At 47.7% G+C, this 24,135-nt stretch carries 28 protein-coding genes; 9 read left to right on the top strand and 19 right to left on the bottom strand.

Translation table 11 applies throughout. The features are described 5' to 3' along the window. Positions 1-42 precede the first annotated feature (42 nt). From ACXAGQ_RS23570 to ACXAGQ_RS23550, 5 genes are all read left to right on the top strand, one after another. Positions 43-858, top strand: coding sequence for a hypothetical protein (locus ACXAGQ_RS23570; RefSeq protein ID WP_475257231.1), 816 nt, complete (start codon positions 43-45; stop codon positions 856-858). Between the two features lie 176 nt (positions 859-1,034). Beyond that, positions 1,035-1,292 carry a hypothetical protein gene (locus ACXAGQ_RS23565; protein WP_475257230.1) on the top strand — a complete coding sequence of 86 codons (258 nt, stop codon included), beginning with the start codon at positions 1,035-1,037 and terminating at the stop codon, positions 1,290-1,292. Between the two features lie 96 nt (positions 1,293-1,388). Then, a complete protein-coding gene (locus ACXAGQ_RS23560) occupies positions 1,389-2,564 on the top strand; it encodes an amidohydrolase (protein ID WP_475257228.1) in 1,176 nt (391 codons plus the stop codon). A gap of 92 nt (positions 2,565-2,656) precedes the next feature. Further along, positions 2,657-4,021: an MATE family efflux transporter gene (locus ACXAGQ_RS23555; protein WP_475257227.1), complete on the top strand. Its 1,365-nt coding sequence runs from the start codon at positions 2,657-2,659 to the stop codon at positions 4,019-4,021. Positions 4,022-4,247: 226 nt separating this feature from the next. Continuing rightward, positions 4,248-5,129, top strand: coding sequence for an NAD(P)-dependent oxidoreductase (locus ACXAGQ_RS23550; protein ID WP_107301496.1), 882 nt, complete (start codon positions 4,248-4,250; stop codon positions 5,127-5,129). Positions 5,130-5,161: 32 nt separating this feature from the next. Here ACXAGQ_RS23550 and ACXAGQ_RS23545 read toward each other — a convergent pair whose 3' ends face one another. Further along, entirely contained in the window at positions 5,162-5,653 is a 492-nt protein-coding gene (locus ACXAGQ_RS23545; protein ID WP_475257225.1) for a GNAT family N-acetyltransferase, read from the bottom strand. Positions 5,654-5,727: 74 nt separating this feature from the next. Here ACXAGQ_RS23545 and ACXAGQ_RS23540 point away from each other — a divergent pair, with 74 nt between their 5' ends. Continuing rightward, positions 5,728-6,435, top strand: coding sequence for a hypothetical protein (locus ACXAGQ_RS23540; protein ID WP_475257223.1), 708 nt, complete (start codon positions 5,728-5,730; stop codon positions 6,433-6,435). A gap of 95 nt (positions 6,436-6,530) precedes the next feature. On the opposite strand, the gene ACXAGQ_RS23535 is transcribed toward ACXAGQ_RS23540, so the two are convergent. From ACXAGQ_RS23535 to nadS, 3 genes are all read right to left on the bottom strand, one after another. Then, a complete protein-coding gene (locus tag ACXAGQ_RS23535; RefSeq protein WP_475257222.1) occupies positions 6,531-8,021 on the bottom strand; it encodes a SulP family inorganic anion transporter in 1,491 nt (496 codons plus the stop codon). Positions 8,022-8,108: 87 nt separating this feature from the next. Next, on the bottom strand, positions 8,109-8,279 hold the full coding sequence (locus ACXAGQ_RS23530) for a hypothetical protein (RefSeq protein ID WP_475257221.1): 171 nt from the start codon (positions 8,277-8,279) through the stop codon (positions 8,109-8,111). A gap of 76 nt (positions 8,280-8,355) precedes the next feature. Then, entirely contained in the window at positions 8,356-8,571 is a 216-nt protein-coding gene (gene nadS / locus ACXAGQ_RS23525) for a NadS family protein (protein ID WP_475257220.1), read from the bottom strand. Positions 8,572-8,860: 289 nt separating this feature from the next. Between nadS and ACXAGQ_RS23520 the strand changes: the two genes are divergently transcribed. Next, the gene (locus ACXAGQ_RS23520; protein WP_475244481.1) at positions 8,861-9,142 is read left to right on the top strand and encodes a helix-turn-helix domain-containing protein; all 282 of its coding nucleotides are present in this window, start codon (positions 8,861-8,863) and stop codon (positions 9,140-9,142) included. Positions 9,143-9,280: 138 nt separating this feature from the next. On the opposite strand, the gene ACXAGQ_RS23515 is transcribed toward ACXAGQ_RS23520, so the two are convergent. Further along, entirely contained in the window at positions 9,281-9,667 is a 387-nt protein-coding gene (locus tag ACXAGQ_RS23515) for a hypothetical protein (RefSeq protein ID WP_475257218.1), read from the bottom strand. A 271-nt stretch (positions 9,668-9,938) separates the two neighbouring features. On the opposite strand from ACXAGQ_RS23515, the gene ACXAGQ_RS23510 reads away from it, so the two are divergent. Then, entirely contained in the window at positions 9,939-10,802 is an 864-nt protein-coding gene (locus ACXAGQ_RS23510; RefSeq protein ID WP_475257216.1) for a polysaccharide lyase family 7 protein, read from the top strand. Positions 10,803-10,854: 52 nt separating this feature from the next. Here the strand turns inward: ACXAGQ_RS23510 and ACXAGQ_RS23505 are convergent, their stop codons facing one another. The 14 genes from ACXAGQ_RS23505 to ACXAGQ_RS23440 form a co-directional block, all read right to left on the bottom strand. Continuing rightward, positions 10,855-11,136 (bottom strand): hypothetical protein, encoded by a 282-nt coding sequence (locus tag ACXAGQ_RS23505; RefSeq protein WP_475244478.1) that lies wholly within the window; start codon positions 11,134-11,136, stop codon positions 10,855-10,857. Positions 11,137-11,371: 235 nt separating this feature from the next. Continuing rightward, positions 11,372-12,187, bottom strand: a complete 816-nt coding sequence (gene phnE / locus ACXAGQ_RS23500; protein WP_475257214.1) for a phosphonate ABC transporter, permease protein PhnE — start codon at positions 12,185-12,187, stop codon at positions 11,372-11,374. An 8-nt stretch (positions 12,188-12,195) separates the two neighbouring features. Next, complete coding sequence (gene phnE / locus ACXAGQ_RS23495; RefSeq protein WP_475257212.1) at positions 12,196-12,996, bottom strand: phosphonate ABC transporter, permease protein PhnE; 801 nt, start codon at positions 12,994-12,996, stop codon at positions 12,196-12,198. Continuing rightward, the gene (phnC, locus tag ACXAGQ_RS23490; RefSeq protein WP_475257210.1) at positions 12,996-13,817 is read right to left on the bottom strand and encodes a phosphonate ABC transporter ATP-binding protein; all 822 of its coding nucleotides are present in this window, start codon (positions 13,815-13,817) and stop codon (positions 12,996-12,998) included. Before phnC ends, phnE (ACXAGQ_RS23495) begins: the two co-directional genes overlap by 1 nt. An 11-nt stretch (positions 13,818-13,828) precedes the next feature. After that, positions 13,829-14,767 (bottom strand): phosphate/phosphite/phosphonate ABC transporter substrate-binding protein, encoded by a 939-nt coding sequence (phnD, locus tag ACXAGQ_RS23485; RefSeq protein WP_475257209.1) that lies wholly within the window; start codon positions 14,765-14,767, stop codon positions 13,829-13,831. 231 nt (positions 14,768-14,998) lie between these two features. Continuing rightward, positions 14,999-15,343 carry a hypothetical protein gene (locus tag ACXAGQ_RS23480; RefSeq protein ID WP_475257207.1) on the bottom strand — a complete coding sequence of 115 codons (345 nt, stop codon included), beginning with the start codon at positions 15,341-15,343 and terminating at the stop codon, positions 14,999-15,001. 132 nt (positions 15,344-15,475) lie between these two features. Then, positions 15,476-16,597, bottom strand: a complete 1,122-nt coding sequence (locus tag ACXAGQ_RS23475) for an anhydro-N-acetylmuramic acid kinase (protein ID WP_475257205.1) — start codon at positions 16,595-16,597, stop codon at positions 15,476-15,478. A 55-nt stretch (positions 16,598-16,652) separates the two neighbouring features. Further along, on the bottom strand, positions 16,653-17,645 hold the full coding sequence (locus ACXAGQ_RS23470; RefSeq protein ID WP_475257203.1) for a M23 family metallopeptidase: 993 nt from the start codon (positions 17,643-17,645) through the stop codon (positions 16,653-16,655). A 9-nt stretch (positions 17,646-17,654) separates the two neighbouring features. Next, positions 17,655-18,038, bottom strand: coding sequence for a PilZ domain-containing protein (locus tag ACXAGQ_RS23465; protein ID WP_475257201.1), 384 nt, complete (start codon positions 18,036-18,038; stop codon positions 17,655-17,657). Between the two features lie 283 nt (positions 18,039-18,321). Next, on the bottom strand, positions 18,322-19,521 hold the full coding sequence (gene fabV / locus ACXAGQ_RS23460) for an enoyl-ACP reductase FabV (protein WP_475257200.1): 1,200 nt from the start codon (positions 19,519-19,521) through the stop codon (positions 18,322-18,324). 152 nt (positions 19,522-19,673) lie between these two features. Then, positions 19,674-20,135 (bottom strand): methylated-DNA--[protein]-cysteine S-methyltransferase, encoded by a 462-nt coding sequence (locus ACXAGQ_RS23455; RefSeq protein ID WP_475257198.1) that lies wholly within the window; start codon positions 20,133-20,135, stop codon positions 19,674-19,676. After that, positions 20,132-21,544: a DNA-3-methyladenine glycosylase 2 family protein gene (locus ACXAGQ_RS23450; RefSeq protein WP_475257196.1), complete on the bottom strand. Its 1,413-nt coding sequence runs from the start codon at positions 21,542-21,544 to the stop codon at positions 20,132-20,134. Before ACXAGQ_RS23450 ends, ACXAGQ_RS23455 begins: the two co-directional genes overlap by 4 nt. Positions 21,545-21,652: 108 nt before the next feature. Beyond that, positions 21,653-21,967, bottom strand: a complete 315-nt coding sequence (locus tag ACXAGQ_RS23445; protein ID WP_475257195.1) for a heavy metal-binding domain-containing protein — start codon at positions 21,965-21,967, stop codon at positions 21,653-21,655. A 141-nt stretch (positions 21,968-22,108) separates the two neighbouring features. Further along, positions 22,109-22,813: a dienelactone hydrolase family protein gene (locus ACXAGQ_RS23440; RefSeq protein WP_475257441.1), complete on the bottom strand. Its 705-nt coding sequence runs from the start codon at positions 22,811-22,813 to the stop codon at positions 22,109-22,111. Between the two features lie 287 nt (positions 22,814-23,100). Here ACXAGQ_RS23440 and ACXAGQ_RS23435 point away from each other — a divergent pair, with 287 nt between their 5' ends. Beyond that, on the top strand, positions 23,101-24,072 hold the full coding sequence (locus tag ACXAGQ_RS23435) for a glycosyl transferase family protein (protein ID WP_475257194.1): 972 nt from the start codon (positions 23,101-23,103) through the stop codon (positions 24,070-24,072). Positions 24,073-24,135: the final 63 nt, after the last annotated feature.

Genomic DNA, 24,135 nt, shown 5'->3' with positions numbered 1-24,135 from the left:
GTTGCAACAAAATCGCCTCTATTCCCAGTTGTGATTTTTACTATGCTACGTGCAAAAATGGCTGCAAGAAGTCATCAGGTATATGACATGATATTAGGCATAAAAAAATCGCTTATTTATATTCTATTAACTTTACCAACATATACTGCATTTGCTTCTCAGTATTCAGATACCCTACAAGATATGTCTGATCCGATGGCTGTATTCTCTCAGTTTGGAGCAGGGTACGGTGATAAGGGGATTAATTTAATGTTTGGCCATGCCTACGATACAGGTGTTGTTAACCGAAAGGCCATGCATATATTGGAAGTCAAGGGCATCGCTGGTGATGCTATAGGATGGCGAGAAAGTAACAACAACTCCATCAGCGAGCTTCGCTACCGCCATTTTGAAGCAAGCATGGAAACGGGAACAGGCACCAATATTGACCTGAATTACAACCTTAATTCGGGCCTCGGCTCCGGCACGTATGGACTCATTCAAGCCTTACCCCAAGTAGGCCGTTTTCAAGCTTATCCGATGTTAGCAGCCGGAGCAGCGGCCATTGATTTAAACAAGACAGACTACCGCCTTGAGACTGAAAACGGCACTATTGGCGGTCACCACCTACTTGGACTACATGGCTTGGCTGGAATGTACAGTCGATACAACGTAAGTAACAATATTTGGCTCAACTATAATCCAATGTCTTTATACGGCGCTACAGGAGAATTATCTGGTGAATCTCATTTTTTACACGAAGCAGCGGTTTCATACCAAATAACACCACGTTCAAATATTAGGTACTTTGCTAACTGGTCAAATGATACTCGTTATGCTAATGGGGATCATAGATTAATGTTCACTTACCAAGTGTAGTAATTTCATCTTAGAAATATATTTTATATTTATATTGGGTATCTGTTTCTGGAATACTATTCATCATTCAGGTGATATTCATTCTATTTTAACCGCATTGATATAGCATTTCAATACAGATAGCCATGCAATAGCATCGGCACTATATAGTAGTAAAAATCATTTACGAGGTTAATATGAAAAACATCAGCACTAGATCAAGTTTAATCATTATAAGTTTCCTCATGGTGATCCTTGGGGTATTCCTAAGTTTTTTAGGCTTAGCTTTCACGATGCTGCTATCTCCATCGTATTATTTGATTGGCCTGTCTATTCCTTTTTATTTGTTCGGTAAAGTTATTGAAGCAATAAAAGAAAATACCAACGTCAAAATTGACATTTTTAATGAAGGCAAAGATGACTTACCTGTCATCATCAAAAAGCATGTATTTTAACTTTGCTTAACGTAATCGATGAGATAACCATCACACCAGCCCAATTAGAATCGGCGTAAGCTATGCAACCTACCTACTATAGCTGTACGAACTGTTATGATTACGCCGATTGAATCCTTTGACCCTATTTCCTTCCGCCGCTTCCTTCACCAACATCCAGAGTTGTCACACCAAGAGCGCCAAAGCGCAGACTTCATTGCCCAACAGCTACATCAATTTTGTTTGTCACCGAAGACAGAGTTAGGCGGCCATGGGCTTGTGGTTGAGTTCGACAGCGGAAAGCCGGGTGAAACTAGCCTGTTTCGTGCCGATTTCGATGCCCTTCCGATCCACGAACAAGCCAGCCATGAGCATATCTCTTGTCATGAAGGTATCATGCATGCCTGCGGCCATGACGGACACACCGCCTCTTTGATGGTGGTCGCCAAACACCTTACAGAACACCCCCCATTATCGGGCCGGGTGTTATTGCTGTTCCAGCCCGCAGAAGAAACCGGTGCGGGGGCTGCAGCCATGCTGCAAGAGCCATGGCTTGCCAATCAACGCATCGACAATGTCTATGCCTACCATAACCTGCCCGGTTACCCGCTCAATACCGTCGTGATCAAGCCTGATACCTTCGCTTGTGCCTCAACCGGTGTCACCATCGAGCTGCTTGGCAAAACATCCCACGCCGCCAAGCCAGAAGACGGGATCGCCCCAACGCTGGCGATGACAGAACTGATCAAGCTGCTACAATCCTTACCCAAGCAGTTTCCAGATGTCTTTTCCCTCACGACGGTTGTTCATGCTTCACTCGGGAAGACCGTTAATGGCGAAGCGGCATTTGGTACCGCACCGGGATATGCCAAAGTGGTTGCCACTTTGCGCAGCGAAAACACCCATACCCTATTAGCAATGAAATCACTCATTGAACAGCAAACCCCTGAGCTTTGCCAAAAGGAAGGCCTTGGATACGAAGTCTCTTGGCAGGAATGGTTCAATGCCGTCGTAAATTCACCTTCACATTGCCAGCAAGTTATCAAGCAGGCGCAGTCACTCGGCCTGCCAATTGCGAACATCGATAAGCCGATGAGATGGTCTGAGGATGTCGCTGAATTCCTCGCCAAGTGGCCCGGCGTACTGTTCTGTGTCGGTAGCGGAGAGACGCATCCCCAACTGCATAATCCCGATTACGACTTTCCGGACACGCTCATCACAACGGTTAGCCAGCTGTTTTGTGCCTTGATCGAAGAGAAACACGGCAACGTGGCGAACAAGGCGGGTGATTAACAAATCAGAACGATTTTTCAACAGGAAGGCTCTAGATGTTAGCGGGTGGATTGAAATATAATAATACAATTCGTCACCTCTAATAACCATTTATGCAACAAGGAGCCCTCTTGCAACTCTCTCCATTTGTAAAGAAAAACCTGAAAACCGCATGGCCGCTCGCCATGAATGCATTGCTTATGCAGTCGATGCTACTTATCGACACCCTGCTGATCTCACCACTTGGAGAAGTTCCTGTTGCGGCTATTGGTATCGCCACGGCCATTGTTGCCTTCCTGCTTGGATTTCAAAACGCATTAGCCAACGGTACCCAACTGGTGATCAGCCGAGCATTCGGCTCAGGCCGCTCCGAAGCATTGAGCGACTCTATCCTGAGCGGAATGGCAATCAACTTCGGGGTGGCGATTTTGTTCTCTCTGCTATTGTTTATCTTCGGGGAGCAGTTGGTTGGATTTATTACCCAAGCTCCAGAACTGTTAACATTAACAGTCGGCTACTTGCAGATTTCCACTCTCACCCTGCTGTTCAGTGCCTTAACCCAGGTATTGATTGCCTGCTTCAATGGACTAGGTAAAACAAAAATTCCCTTCAAAGGTTATCTACTCGAGTTACCTGTTAATACGGTGGCGACATACATACTCATCCACCAATTTGGCCTAGGAGTATTAGGAGCCGCTCTTGGAAGCTTGGTAGCGATCTTAGTCCGTACCGGTTTCTTGGTTTACTGTTTGCGCATGGACGATATGATCACTCTGCGCAAACCGGGAAAAGTCAGTCATTTCATCTACCTAACCAAACGTCACTTCAGTGAGATTTTCCCAATTGCCGCCAATATGGCAATGCTGGCTGTTGGCGCGACTATCTATCAATTGCTGTACTCACAGCTGACTCTATATGCCTACGTAGCGATCACTTTGATCATGCCGTGGATCCGTATGGGTACCCAAATGACAACGGCTGCCGCCCACTCAACGGCGATTCTGATCAGTCAGGCCATAGGTGCCAACAAGCTTGATGACCTAAGGGAAAACGTTGATACCAGCATCAAAATTGCTGTCATCCTATCGATGATTACCAGCGTGTTTTTCTTCACCCTGAGCTTGTGCTTGCCGTTTATTTACCCGGAAATGGAGCCTGAAACGTTCCAGGCACTGGCTGTGATTGCCCCGCTCTACATCTTCCTGCCTTTGGTGCGCGGCTATAACACGGTGCACGGCCATGCGCTAAGGGCGCTGGGCAAGACCAAAGCGGTATTCGCTATCAATTTCTCCGGCCAATGGCTAGTGTCACTGCCTCTGCTGGCTATCCTCATCCAATTCTTCGACGCACCGCTGTTTTGGGCGTTCGCAGTCATGCCATTCGAGGAATGTATCAAGGCGATCCCATTCCGCCACCTAGCGCGCAAGACGCTTAATGAGTTCGACCAAAGCAAAGCGGCTGAGCTGAATTACCACTAAATCGGCGACGTTTAACCGGGGAGATACTTTCTGTTTGCTAATAAATTTATCTCACTAGCACGATATCTCCCCTGAGCACAATTCAAAATCAGCGCAGATCTGGCCTAGATCAAAAAACTGTGAACTGGCGAAGATTTCAAAGCAATCTACATTTGCTTTAAAGCGAACAGACGTATATCCTTAAGCCATATAGTCATACAATAGTATTTTTTAGTAGGAGTCTGAAATGACTAAACCAGTAATTGGTTTCATCGGTCTTGGCCTTATGGGCGGCAACATGGTTGAGAATCTTCAAAACCGTGGTTACGAAGTTAACGTAATGGATCTTAACAAAGATGCAGTTGCTGCTGTTCTAGCTCGTGGCAACGCTTCTGAAGCTGCTTCTGGTAAAGAACTAGCTGAGAAAAGTGACATCGTTATGCTTTGCCTAACAACTTCTGAAGTTGTTGAGAAAGTAGTTTACGGTGAAACTGGTATCCTAGCGGGTATGTCTGAAGGCAAAACACTAATCGACTTCGGTACTTCTATCCCAGCTTCTACTAAGAAGATCGGTGCTGACCTGGCTGAGAAAGGCGCAGGCATGATCGATGCTCCTCTAGGCCGTACTCCAGCTCACGCTAAAGATGGTCTTCTGAACATCATGGCTGCTGGTGACATGGAAACTTTCAACAAAGTTAAGCCAGTTCTTGACGAGCAAGGCGAAAACGTATTCCACCTAGGTGCGCTAGGTTCAGGTCACGTGACTAAGCTTGTAAACAACTTCATGGGTATGACGACTGTTGCAACTATGTCTCAGGCGTTCGCAGTAGCTAAACTAGCAGGCGTTGACGGTCAGCAACTATTCGACATCATGTCAGCTGGTCCTTCTAACTCTCCGTTCATGCAGTTCTGTAAGTTCTACGCGGTAGACGGCGAAGAGAAGCTAGGTTTCTCTGTTGCTAACGCAAACAAAGACCTTGGCTACTTCCTTGCTCTATGTGAAGAGCTAGGCACTGAGTCTCTAATCGCTCAAGGTACTTCTACTAGCCTACAAGCTGCTGTTGATGCAGGCATGGGTAACAACGACGTACCAGTTATCTTCGACTACTTCACTAACCTTAAGAAGTAATTCGAACATAATTTAAAATACGGCGCTGCAGCTTATGGCTGCAGCGCCGTTTTTGTTTTTGGTGTAAGCCTAAACCTGATAAAACTCCGGCCATTGATAACGAGTTCTGTCTCTTTGATAAAACCAAAGCGAGTAATCGCCCTCCAATTCTCCCTTGTTGGGGGAAACAAGGCGGTAATGGATTTTAGGTCTAACTCGACAAACGCGACATGCTCGAACAGTTTAAAGATGTTATACCCATAACCCCAATAATCAGGATGTAACACCAACGCAAAATCTGCCTCTCCGTTTTCAGGTTGCAGGCCACCCCACCCGGCAAATTCCCCATTGATAACTAGAGCCCACGGGCCATATCCATACTCATCCCAAAGCTGTTGCTTCGCCTCAAGGAAAGCCGTGCAATTTTCTTGCGTAAAAACACCGGTCAACAACGGTAGCAGTGCCCTAACTTGATCATTGTTCATCAAGTCGATGAGCTTTTCCCTTTCTACGTCCCAAAGCGAGACTAACTGTATATTACCCATAGTGCGTTTCTCGGGTCATGATGCAAATATTCTATATACTATTCACTATAAATACCGACATAGAGCCTGATGAAATGTCCAAACTCAAATATGGCGTTTTAAGCCTTGTAGGCGTACTTTTTCTGATTGGCTGCAGTCCGTCAAGCAGCACCTCCTCCACTGACTCACTTTCAATTAATCAGCCCATTACCGCAAGTGAAAGAAATATTGCCCAATGGGTAGATATCAAAATATTAGCCCCCGAGGGACTTTCGCTTGAGCAGGACAATATCCACTACCTAACAGGCCAAGCCGATCTTAACAACGATGGGATTGCTGAGCATTTCGTGTTGATACAAGACAGCTATTTTTGTGGCAGCGGCGGTTGTACCGCGGTCATCTTCGATAATACTGGCAACATCATCAGCCAGATGTCTGTTGTCAAACCGCCTGTACTGCTGGCTGACAGTACGAGTAACGGCTGGCAGGATTTCCTAGTATGGAGTAATGGAGCGTTTCGCTTGATGAAAAATAACGGGAGTTCGTATCCAACGAATCCGTCACTCGAGCCAGAGTTCGACAGGGGCACCGACCAGCAAGCAGCGATGAAGAAAGTCGCCGAGACCGAGCTATACCAGCAGGATGGCTACGATTTAGAGCCCTTGAGTAGCACCGCAATATGGTCTCCGGCGAGCGTTTATCGCTTTACGTTCAAACATTACGGCGATCCACAAGCGGTATATCACGCCCAAGTCGATGCGAAAAGCGGCTCAGTCGATATCAAGCCGAGTTCATCGCAGTAACCAAGAGCTTAGCTACTAGGAACCATAAAAGTTCAAATGACTATACGCCATTTGAACTTCTGTTATTTAGGTATCAAGTAATCACTATCTAACTATCAGTGACCAATGGCCTGATTCGCCAATTTATCCGGTTTATCGAAAATAGCAAATTTTGTGATCATCTGTTCAGAGTCTTCATTCATGCCCACAACATCAACCTCTGAGCCAGCTTCCATGAACTTGATAACCACCTTATCCAGCGCGCCAACAGCGGTAATATCCCAGAAATGTGCATCGGACAAGTCTATCGTGACGTACTTGGTCGGGTGATTAAAGTTAAACATATCAATGAAATTGTAGGCAGATGCAAAGAAAATCTGTCCGTGTACCTTATGGATTGTATGCTCATTGCGAACCACAATATCATCCGTCACTTTCATGATCTTGCGGCTGTGGTTAGCGTAGAACACCGTTGAAACCACGACGCCCACCACGACCCCAATTGCCAAGTTATGGGTCAGGACAACAGTGACAACCGTCGATATCATCACCGCATTGGCATTGAGCGGATGATGTTTGATATCAAGGATCGACTTCCAGGAGAAGGTGCTAATTGAGACCATGATCATCACAGCCACCAATGCCGCCATCGGAATCTGCTTGAGGTAATCGCCCAAAAAAACAACCATAACCAATAGGAAAATACCTGCCGACAGTGTTGACAGACGCGTCCTGCCACCTGAATTCATATTGATCATCGACTGGCCTATCATTGCACAACCTGCCATCCCCCCAAACAGAGCAGAGACCATATTTGCGACACCCTGACCTTTGCATTCGGCATTGTTGTCACTGGGTGTATCAGTAATGTCATCAATGATTTTTGCGGTCATCATCGACTCCAGCACGCCGACCACAGCCAAGGCCAATGAGTAAGGGAAAATTATCTGTAATGTGTGGATGGAAAACGGCACATTCGGCAGCAGGAAAATAGGTAGCGAGTCAGGCAGTGCGCCCATGTCACCAACAGTGCGAACGTCTAGCTTGAACATCACCGTAATTACGCTGATAGCAATGATACACACCAACGGTGAAGGCAATAGCTTGCCAATTTTAGGGATGTAAGGGAACAAATAGATGATACCCAGCCCTGCAGCGGTCAGCGCGTAAACATGCCAAGTCACGCCGGTTAACTCTGGCAGTTGTGCCATAAAAATAAGGATAGCGAGAGCATTAACAAAACCAGTGACAATCGAACGCGACACAAAGCGCATCAAATCACCCAGTTTGAGCAAGCCGATAGCATACTGTAAGCACCCTGCAAAAAATGAGGCCGCTAATAGATACTCAAGGCCATGCTCTTTCACCAGTGTTGTCATGAGCAAAGCCATTGCACCGGTCGACGCTGATATCATGCCAGATCGTGACCCTGTAAAGGCAATGACAACGCAAATTGAAAAAGAAGCATACAGCCCTACTTTAGGGTCTAAGCCTGCAATGATGGAGAAGGCGATAGCTTCTGGTATCAAGGCCAATGCCACCACGACTCCTGATAATAAATCTCCCTTGATGTTGTTGAACCAATTTTCTTTGTAAAAACTCAGCATAATATCTCTTTTTTATTTCATGTATTTAAAGCGAACGAATGAGAGATATTATGGTTATGGCGGCGTGATAATATTCTTACCCTCCGATTAAATAAATAACAATAAAACAGCGATAAAAATGATGGCAATAATGATCAGATTGAGGTATTTAAAATGAAGGAAATCATCACTGATAACAAAGTCTATTCCATCTATTGATTCGTTTATTTCATCAATATTTTCAAAGTACAAGTCAAGCTCATATTCATCATGTTTCAATATATGACCCTTTTATTGGCGAATGCAATGTCCCATAGCACCGACTAGGAAGGAATAAGGTGCTATATTTCATTAACTAATTGAACTTAAACCTATAATAAAGCTCAAGATCTTTATCCATTAGCTTGAGGGCTTTCTTGGCTAAGCCTGTCGGGTTGCGACGTCCTTGCTCCCAACTTTTGATAGTTTCCTGGCTGAGTCCAAGTGCTTCGGCAAATTCATGCTGGCTGACCTTCAGTCGCATTCTTATAGACTTGATATCAATATTTTCACTATGACATTCGTTACCCATAATCAACCTCCAGTCAGCACAGGGGGTACATTGTACTCAATGCTTTTATTATTACAACTATTCATTTTAGAATAAAATGATCATCTAACTTTTCACAAATCATAAGTTGAAATAGTATAATTTTGAGGTAATCATATATAACGCTCTCAAAGAGCACTTAATAAAACAATATTTTTAAAAGGTTTAAATAATATGAAGTATACTCATGTTACTGAGATCAGGTACATGACAACCATCCAAGCCCACAAAGACATGACAATTCAATAGATAAATAGGGTGACTAAATTTGATGAGTATTAGCGGTTTTAAGATTCGTGCACTAAGGCTTCACAGTAAGATGAAAAGTGAAGAGTGCGCCAGCCACCTTGATATTACAACAACTTACCTATCTTTGATCGAAAACGGAAAACATACCCCTTCAAGAAAAGTCATCAGCAAAGCCGCCCGCTTGTTTGATATGCCCCCGAGCTACTTTCTCGAATTATCAGAACCACTTCGTGAAGCCATAGCGGTTTCCAATAACCTCAATGATGTCGAAAAGCTTTACTTGAGTTCTATGCTGCTTAAGTGAAAGTGGTATGACCTGACATCCTCGCCATATGGCGAGGATTAGTGTGTCAATTCTGATGACAGGCGATTGATAACAAGTGCTTGATTATAAATATCTTGGGCGGTTAGACGGTATAGTAAAGAAGGCTTACCCTGACACTTAGAAGTACACGCGGAAGCCCGCTCTTGCTTCTAGTTCAATATCCAGCTCGTCCAAGTACACCGCAGGGGTTAAATCAACATAGAACCCCATAGGGCGCACACGGAACTCCGCACCGATACCCGGCGTGATCGCCACATAATGCTTGTTGCGATCAACATACTGACCACCAATAAACAGGTACAAAGGTGTACCCTGCACCCCATAGGTTTTATTTACGCCGACACCAAACTGATCATCCAGGCTGACATTGATCCGAAACCCGTTGTGCTTCATATCCACGCCCCAGAACGGGTCGCCGACTGAAAGGCCGATACCTGTCTCGGCTTTAGCACTCATGGATGCACACATCCCAAGCGCCAGTAATAACGTCATTATCTTTTTCATAATATTTCCACTGCGATAAAAGCCGAAATATTAAAGCGACGAAAACGATTAAATGTTAAGGGAGAAGAGAATTAACCGACATTTTACAGTGCCGGTTATTATTTAAACTTTGTTGGTCAATGACCAATCAAAATAGCAGCACAATATATCTCACCCTGCAATTGTCGCAAAATGACCTATCAAAGAGTTTTTTTAAGTTGCTACGATCTTAGCCAAATTGATAGCGACTATCCATTGGTCACTGTTATTGGAATCACTGTTAAGGTCCATAATGAATAAAACATATCTAGTGCTTATTGGCAGTTTGCTTACCAGTCATTTTGCCGTTGCAAATTCGCCAGCAAACACCGAATTTCCAACTCAGGCTATCCAACCAAAGACACATGCCGAGCCAGTAGATTACCCGCAGTTTAGTCATATTTTATCCTCATCAAAACTACAAATTTCGACACCATACGCAACACCTGGAAGTAAATATGAACTAGCAAAGACAGGGGATTTTGAAGGTATTATCAACGAACATTTTTATGTCGATAGCCAAAGTCAGGCATTAGTATTCAATATGGCTGGCTATAAGTTAAGAAATGAACTCAGAGTGCTCGACAACTTCAGCGTTAGCGAGCCCACACTATCATATCGCTTGCGCGCAAAACTGCTCCCGGTAGCTCCAGAAAAATCGGTTGAGAATAGCCCTTCAGGAAAGAAAGAAATCACCTACCTGCAAGTTCATAATAAAGGTAATGACGAACGTGGTAACGGATATATCCCACACCCTTTAACAAGGATCACCTGGGAACTTGAGCGAAATGGACAACATGGACACTACTGGGCTGTACTAAAAACAAACGCATTAGATTGCAGTACAGGTAGTAAGCATCATGAAAGCCTTGAATGTAAGCACGCATACCAGCATGTGGATTTAGGCCCTGCTGATTTAGTCAATCCAACCGATTTCGATATTCATGTCGGAGGCAATCGCTTGGTGATCAAAGTCAATGATGAAGTAAAACTCACTCACAACATTAGGTATTGGCAAAACTTACTTAGCTACTTCAAGGCTGGGGTATATAACCAATTTGAGAATGGTAAAAGCGAAGCGCATTTTTACCAGTTGGATTATATTATCGAACGCTGATTCACCCTTGGGTTATTAAAGGCTCGCCAAGTCGAGCCTTTAACTCTAGGGACTATTTCTTACCGCGGATAGCTTTGAAGGTTTCAAAAACGAACGTCACCAAGCCACCTGCGGGATTTGAATTGGCATAATCATCCAGCGGTGCCAAAAAGTTCGACTTGAACTTCTCAACGGCTTCCTCTGGGGAGTCTGCGTAAATCACATCTCCCTCAACCTCAAATCCAATTTCCAACAACTGCAGCTTCTCATTACTAAAGCTTTCACTCTCCATCTCTAAATAAGTGAACGCTTTACGGTTTGAATCTGGCTTACAAAAGAACTGGTACTTTGCCATTCTTATTTCCTTATTGTTATTAATTGAAGTTGAGCCTCTGAGACTGTTTTCAAGCAACTATCACTCTATTAAATTCCATACAACAGAACACAAACACAGCATATTTTTGCGTCATGCTCGAAACACTTTGACGACTGTCAGCCTTCAAATCTCCCTTACAGCCCCCAAAATCCTAAGATAGAGACATAAAAAAGGCCCACCGAAGTGAGCCTTACTATCAATGGATAACTTATCTTTATATCAATGCATGACGACAGCGAGCCGATACCCATTCGGATACCACCACGGTGGCAAGAATAGAGATGAAAATCACCGTCACCTGCGGCCATGCCAGTACCGCCATCGACTCCTGAAGTTTCAGGCCGATACCACCTGCACCTACCAAGCCTAGAACCGTCGATTCACGGATATTGATATCCCAGCGGAAAATCGAGGTACCAATAAAGTTTGGCAACACCTGTGGCATCACGGCGTAATCCAAAATCTGAAGCGGAGAGGCACCTGTTGCCGTAATCGCTGCCACCTGGGTTTTGTTCACTTCTTCAATCGCTTCGTACATCAGTTTGGCGACAAAGCCAATCGAGCGCAGTGCGATAGCAATGATCCCCGCCAACAAGCCTGGGCCCAGTACCGCCACCAGCAAAAGAGCCCAGATCAATGAGTTAATCGAACGGCTCGCCGCAATGATGTAAAGCGCAATCGGACGCACAAACACGGTCGATGGTGTGGTATTCCTTGCAGCCAGAAAAGCGACAGGGAAAGCCATTACAACACCCAGCAAGGTCCCCAAGGTAGCGATGTTGAGGGTATCCCACAATGGCTGCCATAGTTGCTCCATGTATGACCAACGCGGAGGCCACATGCGCCCTGTGATATCTGCCACTTGGTTTGGGGCATCGGTGACAAAGAACCACATGGTGTCTTTGTTCATAACCTGCCAGCAGTACACGCAAAGCGAGACAAACATCAGCCAACCGAACCAGCGCCACAGGCTCTCTTTTGCCGAATACTTCTGCCAATGAGCCAGATAAGTAGATTGTGTAGTAGACATACTGGCTCCTATTGAATGCGGTTACGGATAATGGCCGATACATACTCAGCCAGCATCACAAGACCAATGATGATCAGCAAGATAGCGGCTGCCGAGCTGTACTCGTAGCGATCCATCGCGGTGTTAAGCGTTGCGCCAATACCACCGGCACCGACGATACCGATCACTGCCGATTCGCGGAAGTTGATATCCAAACGGTACATACTCAGACCAATTACACGTGGCATTACCTGCGGCTGAATCGCATAGTTCACTTGCTGGAACCAGCTCGCGCCCGTTGCCTTCATGGCTGTCAGTGCTGCCGGGTCAACTGACTCAATCTCTTCGGCAAACAACTTGGCCAAGAAGCCAATCGTCGCAAAGGTCAGGGTAACGAAACCAGCGAAGGTACCGAAACCGAACAGCGCGACACACAAAATCGCAATGATGATTTCCTGAAAGCTACGGGCAATGGCTACAAAGCTGCGGCAGAACAAATACACCGGACGCGGAGCCAGGTTACGAGCTGCCCCCAAGCCAAATGGGATCGACAGCAGCACACCGGCAACCGTCGAGGTCAGGGTCATGGTCAGGCTTTCCACCAAGCCAATGGCAATGTTATCCCAGCGGCTGACAAAGTCAGGGCGCATAAAGGCCATGATGAAATTCCAGCCCCGCTCGGTCCCTTCGTAGACGCGCATCCAGTTGATTTCTACTGAACCGATGGCGACATAAAAATAGAGACCGGCACCAAGCCAAAGTAGCCAGCGCCAAAAGGGCTGGGCGATAAACGGCGGCTTTTTCCAATGAGTAGGATAAGTCTGGGCCATTACGCAGGCTCCGCTATCAACTCAGCGGTTGCTACTGGTAACTCTTCTTCATCCTGCGATTCAGTCGTACTGTTCCAGTCTTCTTCGCCGTAGATCCGGGTAAGGGCATCGTGGCCTAGCTCTTCCGGTTTACCATCGAATACCACCTCACCAGCTTTAAGGCCGATAATGCGGTCTACAAACTGCTTAGCGAGATTCACATCGTGGATGTTGATAATCGCCGGTAGCTGGTGCTCGTTGCAGATATCGCAGATCAGTCGCATAACCTGACGGGCAGTGCGCGGATCCAATGCGGCGGTAGGCTCATCGATAAGCAATAGCTCTGGCTGCTGGGCCAAAGCACGGGCAATACCGACACGCTGGCGCTGACCACCAGAAAGGGCATCGGCACGCTTGTCGGCATGCTCCATCAAACCAACACGATCTAGCAGCGCATAGGCCGACTGGATATCTTCCCCCGGGTACTTGCGCAAGAAGCTACGCCAGAATGGCACATAGCCCAAACGACCCGACAAAACGTTTTCCATCACAGTCAGACGCTCAATCAAGGCGTATTCCTGGAAAATCATCGCAATTTTACGGCGAGATTGACGCAGTTCACGGCTCCCCAGTTTGGTCAAATCCTGCCCTTTGAACAAGACCTCTCCAGACGTTGGCTCGGTTAGGCGGTTTACACAACGGATCAGTGTTGATTTACCGGCCCCTGAGGGGCCGATAAGTCCAACAACTTCACCAGCTTGGATATCCAACGACACGTTACTCAGCGCTTTATCTTTAGGCGAGTACTGCATCGTCAGTGAACGAAGTTGAAGTGTTGACATGGTAGTTCCTATTAACGGCAAGCGTAAGAGACGTCGTTCGCCTCATCGATGGTACGGATCACCGCCCAATGCTCTTGGTAAGTAATAGGAATGAATTGTGATTCGCCGTTACGGGAGAACTCTTCTTCTAGCTTGGTGCCTTTCCAGTCAAAGCTGAAGAACGCGTCTTGGATCTTCTCTTGCAGTTCAGGGTGAAGGTTGTGGGCAACACCGTAAGCCGTCGTCGGGAAAGTCTGAGATGTGTAAATGTTCTTGATGTCAGACTCTTTCACCACTTCACGATCCAACATACGAGTCAGAACAGAGTTCGCAATAGCAGCTGCATCGTAATCTTTGTGAGCAACACCGATGATTGAGTTATCGTGCGCGCCAGAGAAAGCCGGTTTGAAGTCACGTTCAGGTTCTAGATCGTATTCTGCTTTCAGAATCGCAGATGGCGCCTTAAAGCCAGAGTTAGACGTTTGAGAGGTGAAAGCCAGGTTTTTGCCTTTCAGATCTTCCACTTTGTCGATACCTGAGTCTGGGTGAGTGATGATTTCCATTTCGTAGCCGAATGAACCATCTTCACCCGCCATGATAGTGAACGGAACAAAACCAGAACAGTTAACCGCTAGCGGCGTAGAACCCGTGTTGAAGCCGGCAATATGCAGGCGACCAGAACGCATCGCTTCAATTTGTGCCGCATTGTTCTGAACAGGGAAGAAACGTACAGATTTACCCGTTTTTTCTTCCATGTGCTCCAGAAACTCGCTCCATACACTGGCGTAAACAGATGGGTCTTCAACAGGCGTGTAAGCAAAGACCAGCGTTGATGGGTTTACCCATTCAGCTTCGTTCTGAGGTAGGTCAGCCGTTAGGTTGCCAGAGCGATCTTCGTAACGAGCATCCATTGCGAACACTGACGTAGTCAATACCAGTGATACCGCAGCAGCGAGTGATTTCTTAAACATATTAATCCCGTGATATATGAGCATGTATAAATTTCATGCTGAATATAGGGATTGTGAATGACAGAAAGGCTTAACTTCGATGATGGAAAAAAGACAATATGTTTCAAAGTTTTACACTACACATAACGACGCATAGATAAGCACGATACATTCACGTTTCATGCAGATATAGACTTTTCGTGCCTATTAATCAGTATTAGAAACCAATAATACAAGCCAATAAAAGCGGGCTTAATAGCTGAGTTCAAATTTCACCGCACCGCTATCAATATCCAAATTGCTATCATCCACCACAGCACCGCCAGCCTCAACAGAGATACTAAAGTCATCGGTTGCATTGAATTTCAAACCGGCACCAAACTCGGTGGGATCTTCGATGTTTTTGTTTTGGTAGATGCTGTAATTATCCCGCCCGGTATTATCCACTGGACGGCTGCCTTGACCGACAAATTCAAGCGATTGCTTGGAGTTTGATTCTTCAATAAAGATCTCGCCAAGCTGTCGTTCTTTTACCGCATGCGCACTGCCAGCAACCAATAACATTACCAACAGTCCATGTCGCCAATGACCTTTCATGTATAACCTCACTTCTTACCACATACACCTATGGCATATATGGTTGTAAACCATCGCTTTGTGAAAAACAATGCTTATGAGTAACCACTCAGTCATTTTTGACAAAAACACGCTCAACATCAATTTGTCCACTTACGCAGGATAGATCACGCCCAATGACGCGAGGGCAGAAGCGCCGGTTACTTCCGGTACATTGCTCGGCTGACCATGAACACGCTGGCGGGCAAGCCAGGCAAAAGCCATCGCTTCCATATAGTCCGGATCAATGCCGGCATCGCGGGTATTGCCAACAGACCAGCCTGGCAGTAGCTCGGCAAGACGCTGCATCAACAGCGGGTTATTCACGCCACCGCCGCACACCAGCAACTGTGGTCTAGCGCCTTGGGCAAATAACTCTACCTGGTCAGCAATGGTCTGGGCAGTAAACTGCAGCAGGGTTGCCTGTACACCTTGCTCCGATACGGCTTCGCCCATACCGCGCAATTGCGCTTCCAGCCATGGCAGGTTGTAGTACTCGCGCCCCGTGCTTTTCGGGTATGGACGGGATAGGTAAGGATCAGCCATCAGCTTGTCCATCAAAGGCTGGTTAACCGTACCCGATGCCGCAAAGGCGCCGTCTTGGTCATATTTCTGCCCATGGTGAAGATACACCCAGGCATCCATCAGCATATTGCCAGGCCCCGTGTCATAGCCAACCACAGGTTGCTCTGGGCGCAGCACTGAAATATTGGCAATACCGCCTATATTCAAGACGACCGTTGTCGATGCCTGCAGCGAGAACAAGCCCTTATGGAAAGCCGGTACCAAAGGTGCACCCTGGCCACCCAGTGCCATATCCTTACGGCGAAAATCCGCCACGGTAGTAATGCCTGTTTTGGCTGCAACAATATTGGCATCCCCCAACTGCATGGTGAACGGGTGGTCTCCATCAGGTTGGTGGAACACTGTCTGCCCGTGGTTGCCCACAGCCGTTACCTCAGATGCCTCGACGCCTGCCTTTTCCAGCAACTGATTAACGGCATCAGCAAACAAGTGACCGAGTTGGTGATCCAGCTGACCGATTTGCTTTAAATTCGTTGCTTGGCCAATGCACACATCTAGCAAGGCCGCTTTCAAACCTTCCGGCATTGGAAAATCATCGGTTGCCAGCAACTCAGGCCGTGAAGTTTGCTCTGCCTCAAAAGCAACCAAAGCAGTATCAACCCCATCAAGGCTGGTACCAGACATCACACCAATATACAGCTCACGGGCCATAGCATTTCCTTCCACATACGAGTATTCAACAAACAGGCATAGCGCTACCGAAGGCTTAGCCTTCTTCCCCGGTTATCCCCTTTTCGTTGCTTGCCGTCTGGATAGGGCGTGCAATATGAGGCGACTGGGTGAGCGTAACCTGCATCGATACCACATTATTGATCATATCGAGCAACGACGCCCATTGGACGGTTTTCTCTTTTTCAAACAGGCTATCAAAATTATCCGGCGTCCATTCTACGAATGGCCGAGGATTCAATGCCCGTCCCAAAAAGCGGATCTCATAATGCAGGTGGGGCCCTGTCGACAAACCGGTATTGCCCGTCCAACCGATCAGGTCACCTTTGCGGACAAACTGACCGCGCTTCACATTGAATTTCTTCATATGCGAATAGGTCGAGGTGAAACCCATGGTGTGATCAAGCTTGAGGAAGTTGCCGGAGCCCTTGTTGCTTGGCCGGGTAACTTCAACGACCCCATCGGCAGGGGCATAGATCTCCGTACCGGTATTGGCGGCAAAGTCCAAGCCCAAATGACGCTTACGCTTGCCGGTTACCGGATGGACCCGGGTACCAAACTGTGACGACATACGGATCCCCGGCGTCGGGTTGCCATTGGGGATCATGCGGAACAAGGTTCCCCTTACCGCTGAGCTGATCGCCGCACTGTCTACCCGCTCCTCAAGGGTTACCACCTCACCGTCTTCTGCCGTTTGCAGGCCAAGGATGGTTTCGACATCATCAATGCGCAATGACAAAGCATCTAATTCAGCTTTTTTCTCATTGAGCTCAGCCACCAATTCACGGTTGCTCGCACTCTCCTCGGTTAAGGAAGCGCTAAGCTGCTGGGCCTGAACATTAAGCAGGCTCAACTGCTGATTAGAGTGGAGTTTGTCTTGGTAGAGGTTATAGACACCGTACCCTCCCCCTGCCGCGGCAGCAATCAAAGCTGTCGCCACAACGGCGATATAGCGTTTCTTGAAGCGGTTAATAAGATAATGAGAGGTGCCACGATGATCGGACACCGAAATACAAATATTTTCTGACATGATGATTATTCACGACTCATCGAGATGTTGCTGCAAATCAGTTAGCTGTTCCAGCTCACGATGTAATAATTCATCAGTGCCAACATTTAATTCGACCAAACGCCGGAGGTGCCCGGCACTTTCTAAATCAATATGGAAGATATGCATACGTAAATAAGCAGCATCATGGTGAACCAACTGGGTTTCCATCCGCAGTTCGATATCAGAGTCGTGTAAGCAAAACGATAAAAAATACTTATCGTCAGGATCTTGCACAGACCAGCTCTCCGGCTTGGTCAGCAAAATACCCTGCAGGGACAGGTCCCTAACTTCCGCCTGCCATTCACCAATGGCATTGATTAGCGTAGCCGGAGCCTGATACAAAATACGACTAAAGTGACGACGTTCGACCATAATCACTGCATTCTTTGTTTGTTGTTTTATTACACTAATTCTAATGATTATTGGCTGATTAGACCAGATTTATCCTAATACAGAATTAACTATGTTGAGGTTTTATGATCTCTACACTGATAAGGCGTGGTTCAAAGAAGAGTTTCAGAACAGAAAGTGTTTCATTGATGAGAAAATATATATCGCCATTATGATTGCCGATATTCAGGCGACAATATAATGACGATCTTATCAATAGAGCGGCTTATCCAAAGCAATAAGCCGCCACGCAGCCTTAGCAGTGTTAAGGCTGGAGCGCCTGTAACCTCTCAAGACTGATATCTTGCTGGTAGTCGACTTCGGCAAAGCCAAAGCCGTTTAGCTCCATGAAGTCTTGCTTGTAACCGTCATAGTCACCCAGCTCGGTAAAGTTATCAGCCGTCATGCCAGCCATAATTTCACTGACCTGCTGCTGCACGTCTTGATCCAGCTCCCAGTCATCCATGCGGATCAAGCGCTGCTCATCGGTAAGTACGCCTCCTTCGGTATAAAAGCGCGCATTGAACAAGCGCTGCATCTGCTCGATACAGCCTTCGTGGGTACCCTTCTCTTTCATCACTTTGAATAGCGCCAGAATGTAAGGGGTAAAAGCCGGAATAAATACACTGGCCTTGGTCACTAGGGCCTTACAAACCGCAACATGTGCCTGGCCGCCAATCGCCGCAAGCTGCCTATTGAGCGCTTCGGCGGTATTGTGCATGTGCACTTTTGCCCGCCCGAGCGTGCCGTGGTGGTAGATAGGGTAAGTCACTTCAGGGCCAATGTAGGAATAGGCCACAGTGCGGCAGCCTTGCGCCAGCACACCAGCCTCAGATAAGCACTGTATCCAACTTGCCCAGTCCTCTCCGCCCATCACTTTTACCGTATCGGCAACCTCCTGCTCGGTCGCTGTCTCTACCGTCATCTCAGCCAGGCTGTCGGTTTCCAAGTTCAAAGTAGGCCCCTTCACCGGATTACCTGTGGTTTTGATCACCGAGCGCCACATCTCTCCGGTTTCAGGGTTAGGGCGCACACCGGTTGCCAAGCTGTACACTACCAGATCAACCTTGCCGCCGAGATCATTATTGATCGCCTCGATCACCATCTGTCGAACTTGCTGAGAAAATGCATCTCCCACAATATTGGTCGCAATACGGCCGGCGCTCTCAGCTTCCTGCTTGAAGAAGATGTTGTTGTACCACCCAGCACTGCCAACGCCTTTCTCGCTCGGGCCTCGCTCAAACGACACACCTATAGTGTCAGCCTCTGCCCCGCCAAAAGTGTGGGCAATACGAGAAGCCAAACCAAACCCAGACGAAGCGCCGAGCACCAAGACCCGCTTGGCTCCCTCGGTAATAGGGGAGGCTTGTTTCACATAGTCAATTTGCTTGCGTACCGCCTGCTGGCAACCGTAAGGGTGTGCCGAGCGTGCCACGACACCTTTAATCACGGGCTCAATAATCATTGTTTACTCCAAAACTGGAACCATAACCGGGACCAAAAACAGAAACCAAAAACTAAAGTTGAATACTGATGCCACCCTATCGGATTTTCGCCAACTGCAACAGCAAGGAAATCAATAAACCAGCGGATCACCTTGAAGGCTGAAAAACACAGCTATTTGGCAAAATGTTGTTTTTCATGCTCAAGCAGCCACACCTTGATATCCAGTCCACCCGCATAGCCTGTCAGCTTGCCGGAACTACCGATCACCCGGTGGCAGGGAACAATAATCGGCACTGGGTTTTTACCGTTAGCAGCGCCAACAGCACGCACCGCCTTTGGGTTACCGATATGGTTGGCAATATCACCGTATGAGCAAGTTTCGCCATATTCGATACCGTTCAACGCCTGCCAAACCGTTTTTTGGAATGCCGTCCCAGCCATGTCTAGATCAATATCGAAGTGCTCCCTTTGGCCGGTGAAGTACTCAGCCAGCTGCTGGCAGCACCGTTCGGTTACCTCCGAAGGTTGCTGTTGCGTTTCTGGTGCGGCAGCAAATTCAATGGCGGTAATTGCACTGTCGATTGCCAATACGTTCAGCCAGCCAATGGGGGTGTTGATCAGTTGGTTGTTCATAATGTTTTCCATAAATATAAAGTCAAATAACTCTGCCACGGCGCGGCCAGCTCCGGTTGGCAAGGTGGTATACCAGGGCTCTCGAGGCGTTGCTCTTCTCTTTTCTGGAGCGCTTTTTTTATCCCCAAGTCACCGACAAGAAAAATATTGGGATCGCTCAGGCCGCGCATTTTTAGGTAATCCACCGTCCATGGGCCAATACCCGGTAACGCCAATAAATCATTCGGATCTTCAATCCCTTGCTCAGTCACATACCGGGCAAACACTCGCAATGTCTCACGGCGGCGTTCAGGCATCCCCAGTTGGTTGAGGTCATATCCGCAAAATGATTCCGGCTCAGGGAAAAACAACCGCCCACTGTGGTTATCCGGATTCATTAGAATGAGCTTTTCAACTAGGTTCCGCGCCGCTTTTACCGATACCTGCTGGCCCAGTATGGCCCTTATACCTGCTTCGAAAGGGCTCCAAGTCCCCGGCAAACGCAAGCCAGTTTGAACCAAAGGCTGCCCCATTGCCTGCTCTATTGCCCGGTCTATCACCCCGGAATCGGCGTCCAAGTCCAAGCAGCGACGGATATTGGCAATAGCTCGGGGGAGGCATTGGAGATCGGCGAGGGTTAACTCTACGCAAAAGCGTGATTTATCCGGCTCATGGACAGCAGTAAACCATCCCTGGCCAAATTCCTTGCCGAATGTCCGGCCATAGCTGTTTTCATCCAGCCACTCCAGCCCTTCAATCAGGCGAGACGCAAAAAAATCCTGCACAGAATGCCAGTCATAAGGCGGACGGTAGGACAAACTCACAGTGACCGTTTGGATGTGTTCCTCTTTACCCCCTCCCTTCTGAGCCTCATTAAGCTGCTTGCGCACTTGCGACGGGGTGAGCGAGAAATGCTTCTGGAAACAGTCATTGAACCGGCGGATGCTATTAAACCCACTCGCCAACGCGATATCGGTAATAGGCAGTTGGCTCTCATGCAACAGCTTTTTCGCCAGCAGGCACTGTTGGTAAAGGCTATACGCCTTGGGCGACAACCCCATCTCCTCATTAAACAGCTGCCTCAAATAACGATCGGTAACACCAAGCCTTTCAGTTAGCTGCGCCAAGTCATTCTCTATCAGCGCCCCTTCGTCTATCAACCGCTGTGCCCGGACAAAAGTGGTGCTTTTGCCCTGCCAAGCCGGCGAGCCCGGGGCACTGTCAGGCCGGCAACGCAAGCAAGGGCGATAGCCTGCTTGCGCGGCAGCGACGGCTGACGGGAAATATTCGACATTTTTCTCCAACGGGGCGGGAGCTGGGCAAATAGAGCGGCAATAAATGCCTGTGGTTTTCACCGCAGTGAAGAACAGTCCATCGTAGCGTCTGTCCCGGGCCAAGCGGGCTTGCTGGCATTGGGCGGGGGTCATCATGGTAGTGTGTCCTTGGCCTATTGTTGGTTTGCAGGGTGGCTAATGCTTCTTTTAGTCTACCCCGCAACATGGACAATACTAGCCATTTTCGGAACTGGATGGTGAGGTTCAGCGTAGCTTCACCGCAGTACCGTATACCAAAATCTCCGAAGCGCCCTGCATGATAGCGCTGGTGGTGAAACGGACATTTACAATGGCATCGGCGCCCATAGCCTCTGCTTCTGTGATGGCGCGATGAGTGGCTTCTTGCCTCGCTTCGGTTAGCATCTCGGTATAGCCGCGGATTTCACCGCCGAAGATGGTCTTGAAACCGGCCATGATATCGCGGCCAACGTGTTTGGACTGCACCACATTGCCGGTAACCGTACCGAGCACTTCTTTGATTTCGCGGCCATAGACTTCCGGGGTCGTGACATAAAGCATATTCATCATCCTTATCTTTGATATCCAGCAATGAGTATTTTGACTGTGGCTCATTACAAAGGTTCAGATGGTAAAAAGCCAGCAGATCTACTGCTGGCTTTCAAAATATCAATGCTGATTCATCTTTGAGTGACTTCTAATTTACCACTCTACATCATTCAGGAAAGTCAGAAAGCGCTGCCAAGATTTATAATCAGCATCTTGGCGGTAGTTATCTGAGCCATACACGGTAAAGGCATGCGGCGCACCACTATAGACAATCATTTCATTGCTAACACCGGCTTTTTCTAACTCTCCGGATAAGACAGCAAAATCAGACATAGGGATCGCGGTATCCGCCGCGCCATGAAGAACTAAGATATTGCCTTTTGCCTTTGAATAATCCTGCCCGTCAGGAGTGGATAACCCGCCGTGGAAAGTCGCAAAGCCTTTCATATCAGAACCAGAGCGTGCTAGTTCCAGTACCGCAGCACCACCGAAGCAGTACCCCATCGCCACGGCTTTGTCGGTATTGGCACCGAGTGAGCCAGCCATTTGCACTGCGCCGTTCATCAAGTCACGCATTTTCTGCCGGTCTTTATAGAGCTCTCCGGTATGCTGACGCTTGTCTTTCACCTCCGTTGGCCTTACTCCGGCGCCAAACAGATCAGCGGCAAACACGGCATAGCCTTGCTCTGCCAACATTTCAGCTCGCTTCACTTCATAATCTGTGAGCCCATCCCAGTCATGGATAAGCAATACAAGTGGTGCGTCTTCCGATGGCGAAATATAGTATCCCTCGTACGCCTCATTATTCACCTTATACTCAATAGCCCTACCCTCGGCAGCATTGGTTGCAAAGGACATCAGTGTCAACATAGCTCCGAACGTCAATGTTCCTAGTGTCAAACTACCTAGCGTAAACAATGTTTTCATACCCGCTCCGGTTATCCCTATTGATTGTTTTATAACTCAGTTTCCAGCAATAAGTGTAGGCAATCGTTGACGAAAGTGTAGAAATAGCCTGACCTAGCCTTTACCCAGAACCAGAACCGGCGCCTGTTTCATTATTGTAAATAAATTTATTGGCTTAGTGCTAATATACCTAAGTTAAGGTCAACAAATGACTTGGGTACATTTACACGGAAGACACCATGACAGCATTTTCAGAATTTATTAAACACGTTGGCCGCGGGGAAAAAGGCCGTCGCCCCCTCACCCAAGAAGAAGCGCGACAAGCGCTGGACATGTACCTTGACGGCAAAGCCGAATTACTTCAACTTGCCACATTACTGATGCTGCAGCGCGTGCGCTGCGAAACCAGCGAAGAGGCGGCAGGGTACATCCAATCACTGCGCGGCCGAATTTCACCTGAATGGCAAGAACTGGACATTGATATCGACTGGCCTTGCTTTGCCGGCAAGCGCCGTCAACCGCCTTGGCTATTGCTCGCCGCCAAACTGCTGGCAAAGAACGGTATCCGTGTGATGCTGAGCGGCCACATGGCTGTCGATGCCATCAAATACCAGGTAGAAAGTGCTTGCCCGGCTCTCAATATCCAACAGGCTGCGACGCCCGATGATGCGAGACGCATCCTTGCCGAGGCGAATATCTGCTACATCCCGCTATCGAGTTACTGCGAGCCGTTAATCGACTTGCTAGCACTGCGTAATTTGGTCGGCCTGAGAACACCGCTCAATACGGTTGCCCGCGCCCTCAACCCAACCGCAGCGACCTACTCCATCCATGGTATCTTCCACCAAGGCTATGAGCAGCTGCACGCCGAAGCAGCCCAGTTGGTAGGAGACCGCAACATGGTTGCCTTCAAAGGCGAAGGCGGCGAAAGCGAGCGCAGCCCACGTACTGCCTGTCGCTTGTCTGGTGTTTCCCAGGGGCAGCTGTTCACCGAAGAGTGGCCGACTTACCTCGAAGGAGCCTCTGGCAAACACGGCGAGATCAGTGGCGAATTCTTGCAGAAAGTCTGGCTTGGTGAAGTAGACAACCATTATGGCGAATGCGCGGTGATATCTACGTTGGCAATTGTGCTAAAAATGATGGGTATTTGCAGCGAACAAGAGCATGCCTTATCAATGGCCCGCGAATGGTGGGAAAAGCGCTTGAGCTAAAAAACACTCAAGAAACCTGCATAACTGATAACCACATTTGGTAGTCGAAAATAGGTAGATTAT

It is taken from the genome of Photobacterium sp. ABD4_091 (assembly GCF_056160145.1).
This window is presented reverse-complemented; position numbering and strand designations above follow the sequence as displayed.

Excerpts from the sequence above, each read along its gene's own strand:
- phnC (WP_475257210.1), bottom strand. The coding sequence starts at position 13,817 with ATGTCAACACTTCAACTTCGTTCACTGACGATGCAGTACTCGCCTAAA.
- ACXAGQ_RS23455 (WP_475257198.1), bottom strand. The coding sequence starts at position 20,135 with ATGAACAACCAACTGATCAACACCCCCATTGGCTGGCTGAACGTATTG.
- phnD (WP_475257209.1), bottom strand. The coding sequence starts at position 14,767 with ATGTTTAAGAAATCACTCGCTGCTGCGGTATCACTGGTATTGACTACG.
- ACXAGQ_RS23440 (WP_475257441.1), bottom strand. The coding sequence starts at position 22,813 with ATGTCCTTTGCAACCAATGCTGCCGAGGGTAGGGCTATTGAGTATAAG.
- phnE (WP_475257214.1), bottom strand. The coding sequence starts at position 12,187 with ATGTCTACTACACAATCTACTTATCTGGCTCATTGGCAGAAGTATTCG.
- ACXAGQ_RS23505 (WP_475244478.1), bottom strand. The coding sequence starts at position 11,136 with ATGGCAAAGTACCAGTTCTTTTGTAAGCCAGATTCAAACCGTAAAGCG.
- ACXAGQ_RS23470 (WP_475257203.1), bottom strand. The coding sequence starts at position 17,645 with ATGTCAGAAAATATTTGTATTTCGGTGTCCGATCATCGTGGCACCTCT.
- ACXAGQ_RS23450 (WP_475257196.1), bottom strand. The coding sequence starts at position 21,544 with ATGATGACCCCCGCCCAATGCCAGCAAGCCCGCTTGGCCCGGGACAGA.
- ACXAGQ_RS23540 (WP_475257223.1), top strand. The coding sequence starts at position 5,728 with ATGTCCAAACTCAAATATGGCGTTTTAAGCCTTGTAGGCGTACTTTTT.
- fabV (WP_475257200.1), bottom strand. The coding sequence starts at position 19,521 with ATGATTATTGAGCCCGTGATTAAAGGTGTCGTGGCACGCTCGGCACAC.
- ACXAGQ_RS23445 (WP_475257195.1), bottom strand. The coding sequence starts at position 21,967 with ATGCTTTATGTCACGACCCCGGAAGTCTATGGCCGCGAAATCAAAGAA.
- ACXAGQ_RS23560 (WP_475257228.1), top strand. The coding sequence starts at position 1,389 with ATGATTACGCCGATTGAATCCTTTGACCCTATTTCCTTCCGCCGCTTC.
- nadS (WP_475257220.1), bottom strand. The coding sequence starts at position 8,571 with ATGGGTAACGAATGTCATAGTGAAAATATTGATATCAAGTCTATAAGA.
- ACXAGQ_RS23570 (WP_475257231.1), top strand. The coding sequence starts at position 43 with ATGCTACGTGCAAAAATGGCTGCAAGAAGTCATCAGGTATATGACATG.
- ACXAGQ_RS23465 (WP_475257201.1), bottom strand. The coding sequence starts at position 18,038 with ATGGTCGAACGTCGTCACTTTAGTCGTATTTTGTATCAGGCTCCGGCT.
- ACXAGQ_RS23475 (WP_475257205.1), bottom strand. The coding sequence starts at position 16,597 with ATGGCCCGTGAGCTGTATATTGGTGTGATGTCTGGTACCAGCCTTGAT.
- ACXAGQ_RS23565 (WP_475257230.1), top strand. The coding sequence starts at position 1,035 with ATGAAAAACATCAGCACTAGATCAAGTTTAATCATTATAAGTTTCCTC.
- ACXAGQ_RS23555 (WP_475257227.1), top strand. The coding sequence starts at position 2,657 with ATGCAACAAGGAGCCCTCTTGCAACTCTCTCCATTTGTAAAGAAAAAC.
- ACXAGQ_RS23535 (WP_475257222.1), bottom strand. The coding sequence starts at position 8,021 with ATGCTGAGTTTTTACAAAGAAAATTGGTTCAACAACATCAAGGGAGAT.
- ACXAGQ_RS23510 (WP_475257216.1), top strand. The coding sequence starts at position 9,939 with ATGAATAAAACATATCTAGTGCTTATTGGCAGTTTGCTTACCAGTCAT.
- ACXAGQ_RS23545 (WP_475257225.1), bottom strand. The coding sequence starts at position 5,653 with ATGGGTAATATACAGTTAGTCTCGCTTTGGGACGTAGAAAGGGAAAAG.
- phnE (WP_475257212.1), bottom strand. The coding sequence starts at position 12,996 with ATGGCCCAGACTTATCCTACTCATTGGAAAAAGCCGCCGTTTATCGCC.
- ACXAGQ_RS23550 (WP_107301496.1), top strand. The coding sequence starts at position 4,248 with ATGACTAAACCAGTAATTGGTTTCATCGGTCTTGGCCTTATGGGCGGC.
- ACXAGQ_RS23435 (WP_475257194.1), top strand. The coding sequence starts at position 23,101 with ATGACAGCATTTTCAGAATTTATTAAACACGTTGGCCGCGGGGAAAAA.
- ACXAGQ_RS23480 (WP_475257207.1), bottom strand. The coding sequence starts at position 15,343 with ATGAAAGGTCATTGGCGACATGGACTGTTGGTAATGTTATTGGTTGCT.
- ACXAGQ_RS23515 (WP_475257218.1), bottom strand. The coding sequence starts at position 9,667 with ATGAAAAAGATAATGACGTTATTACTGGCGCTTGGGATGTGTGCATCC.
- ACXAGQ_RS23520 (WP_475244481.1), top strand. The coding sequence starts at position 8,861 with ATGAGTATTAGCGGTTTTAAGATTCGTGCACTAAGGCTTCACAGTAAG.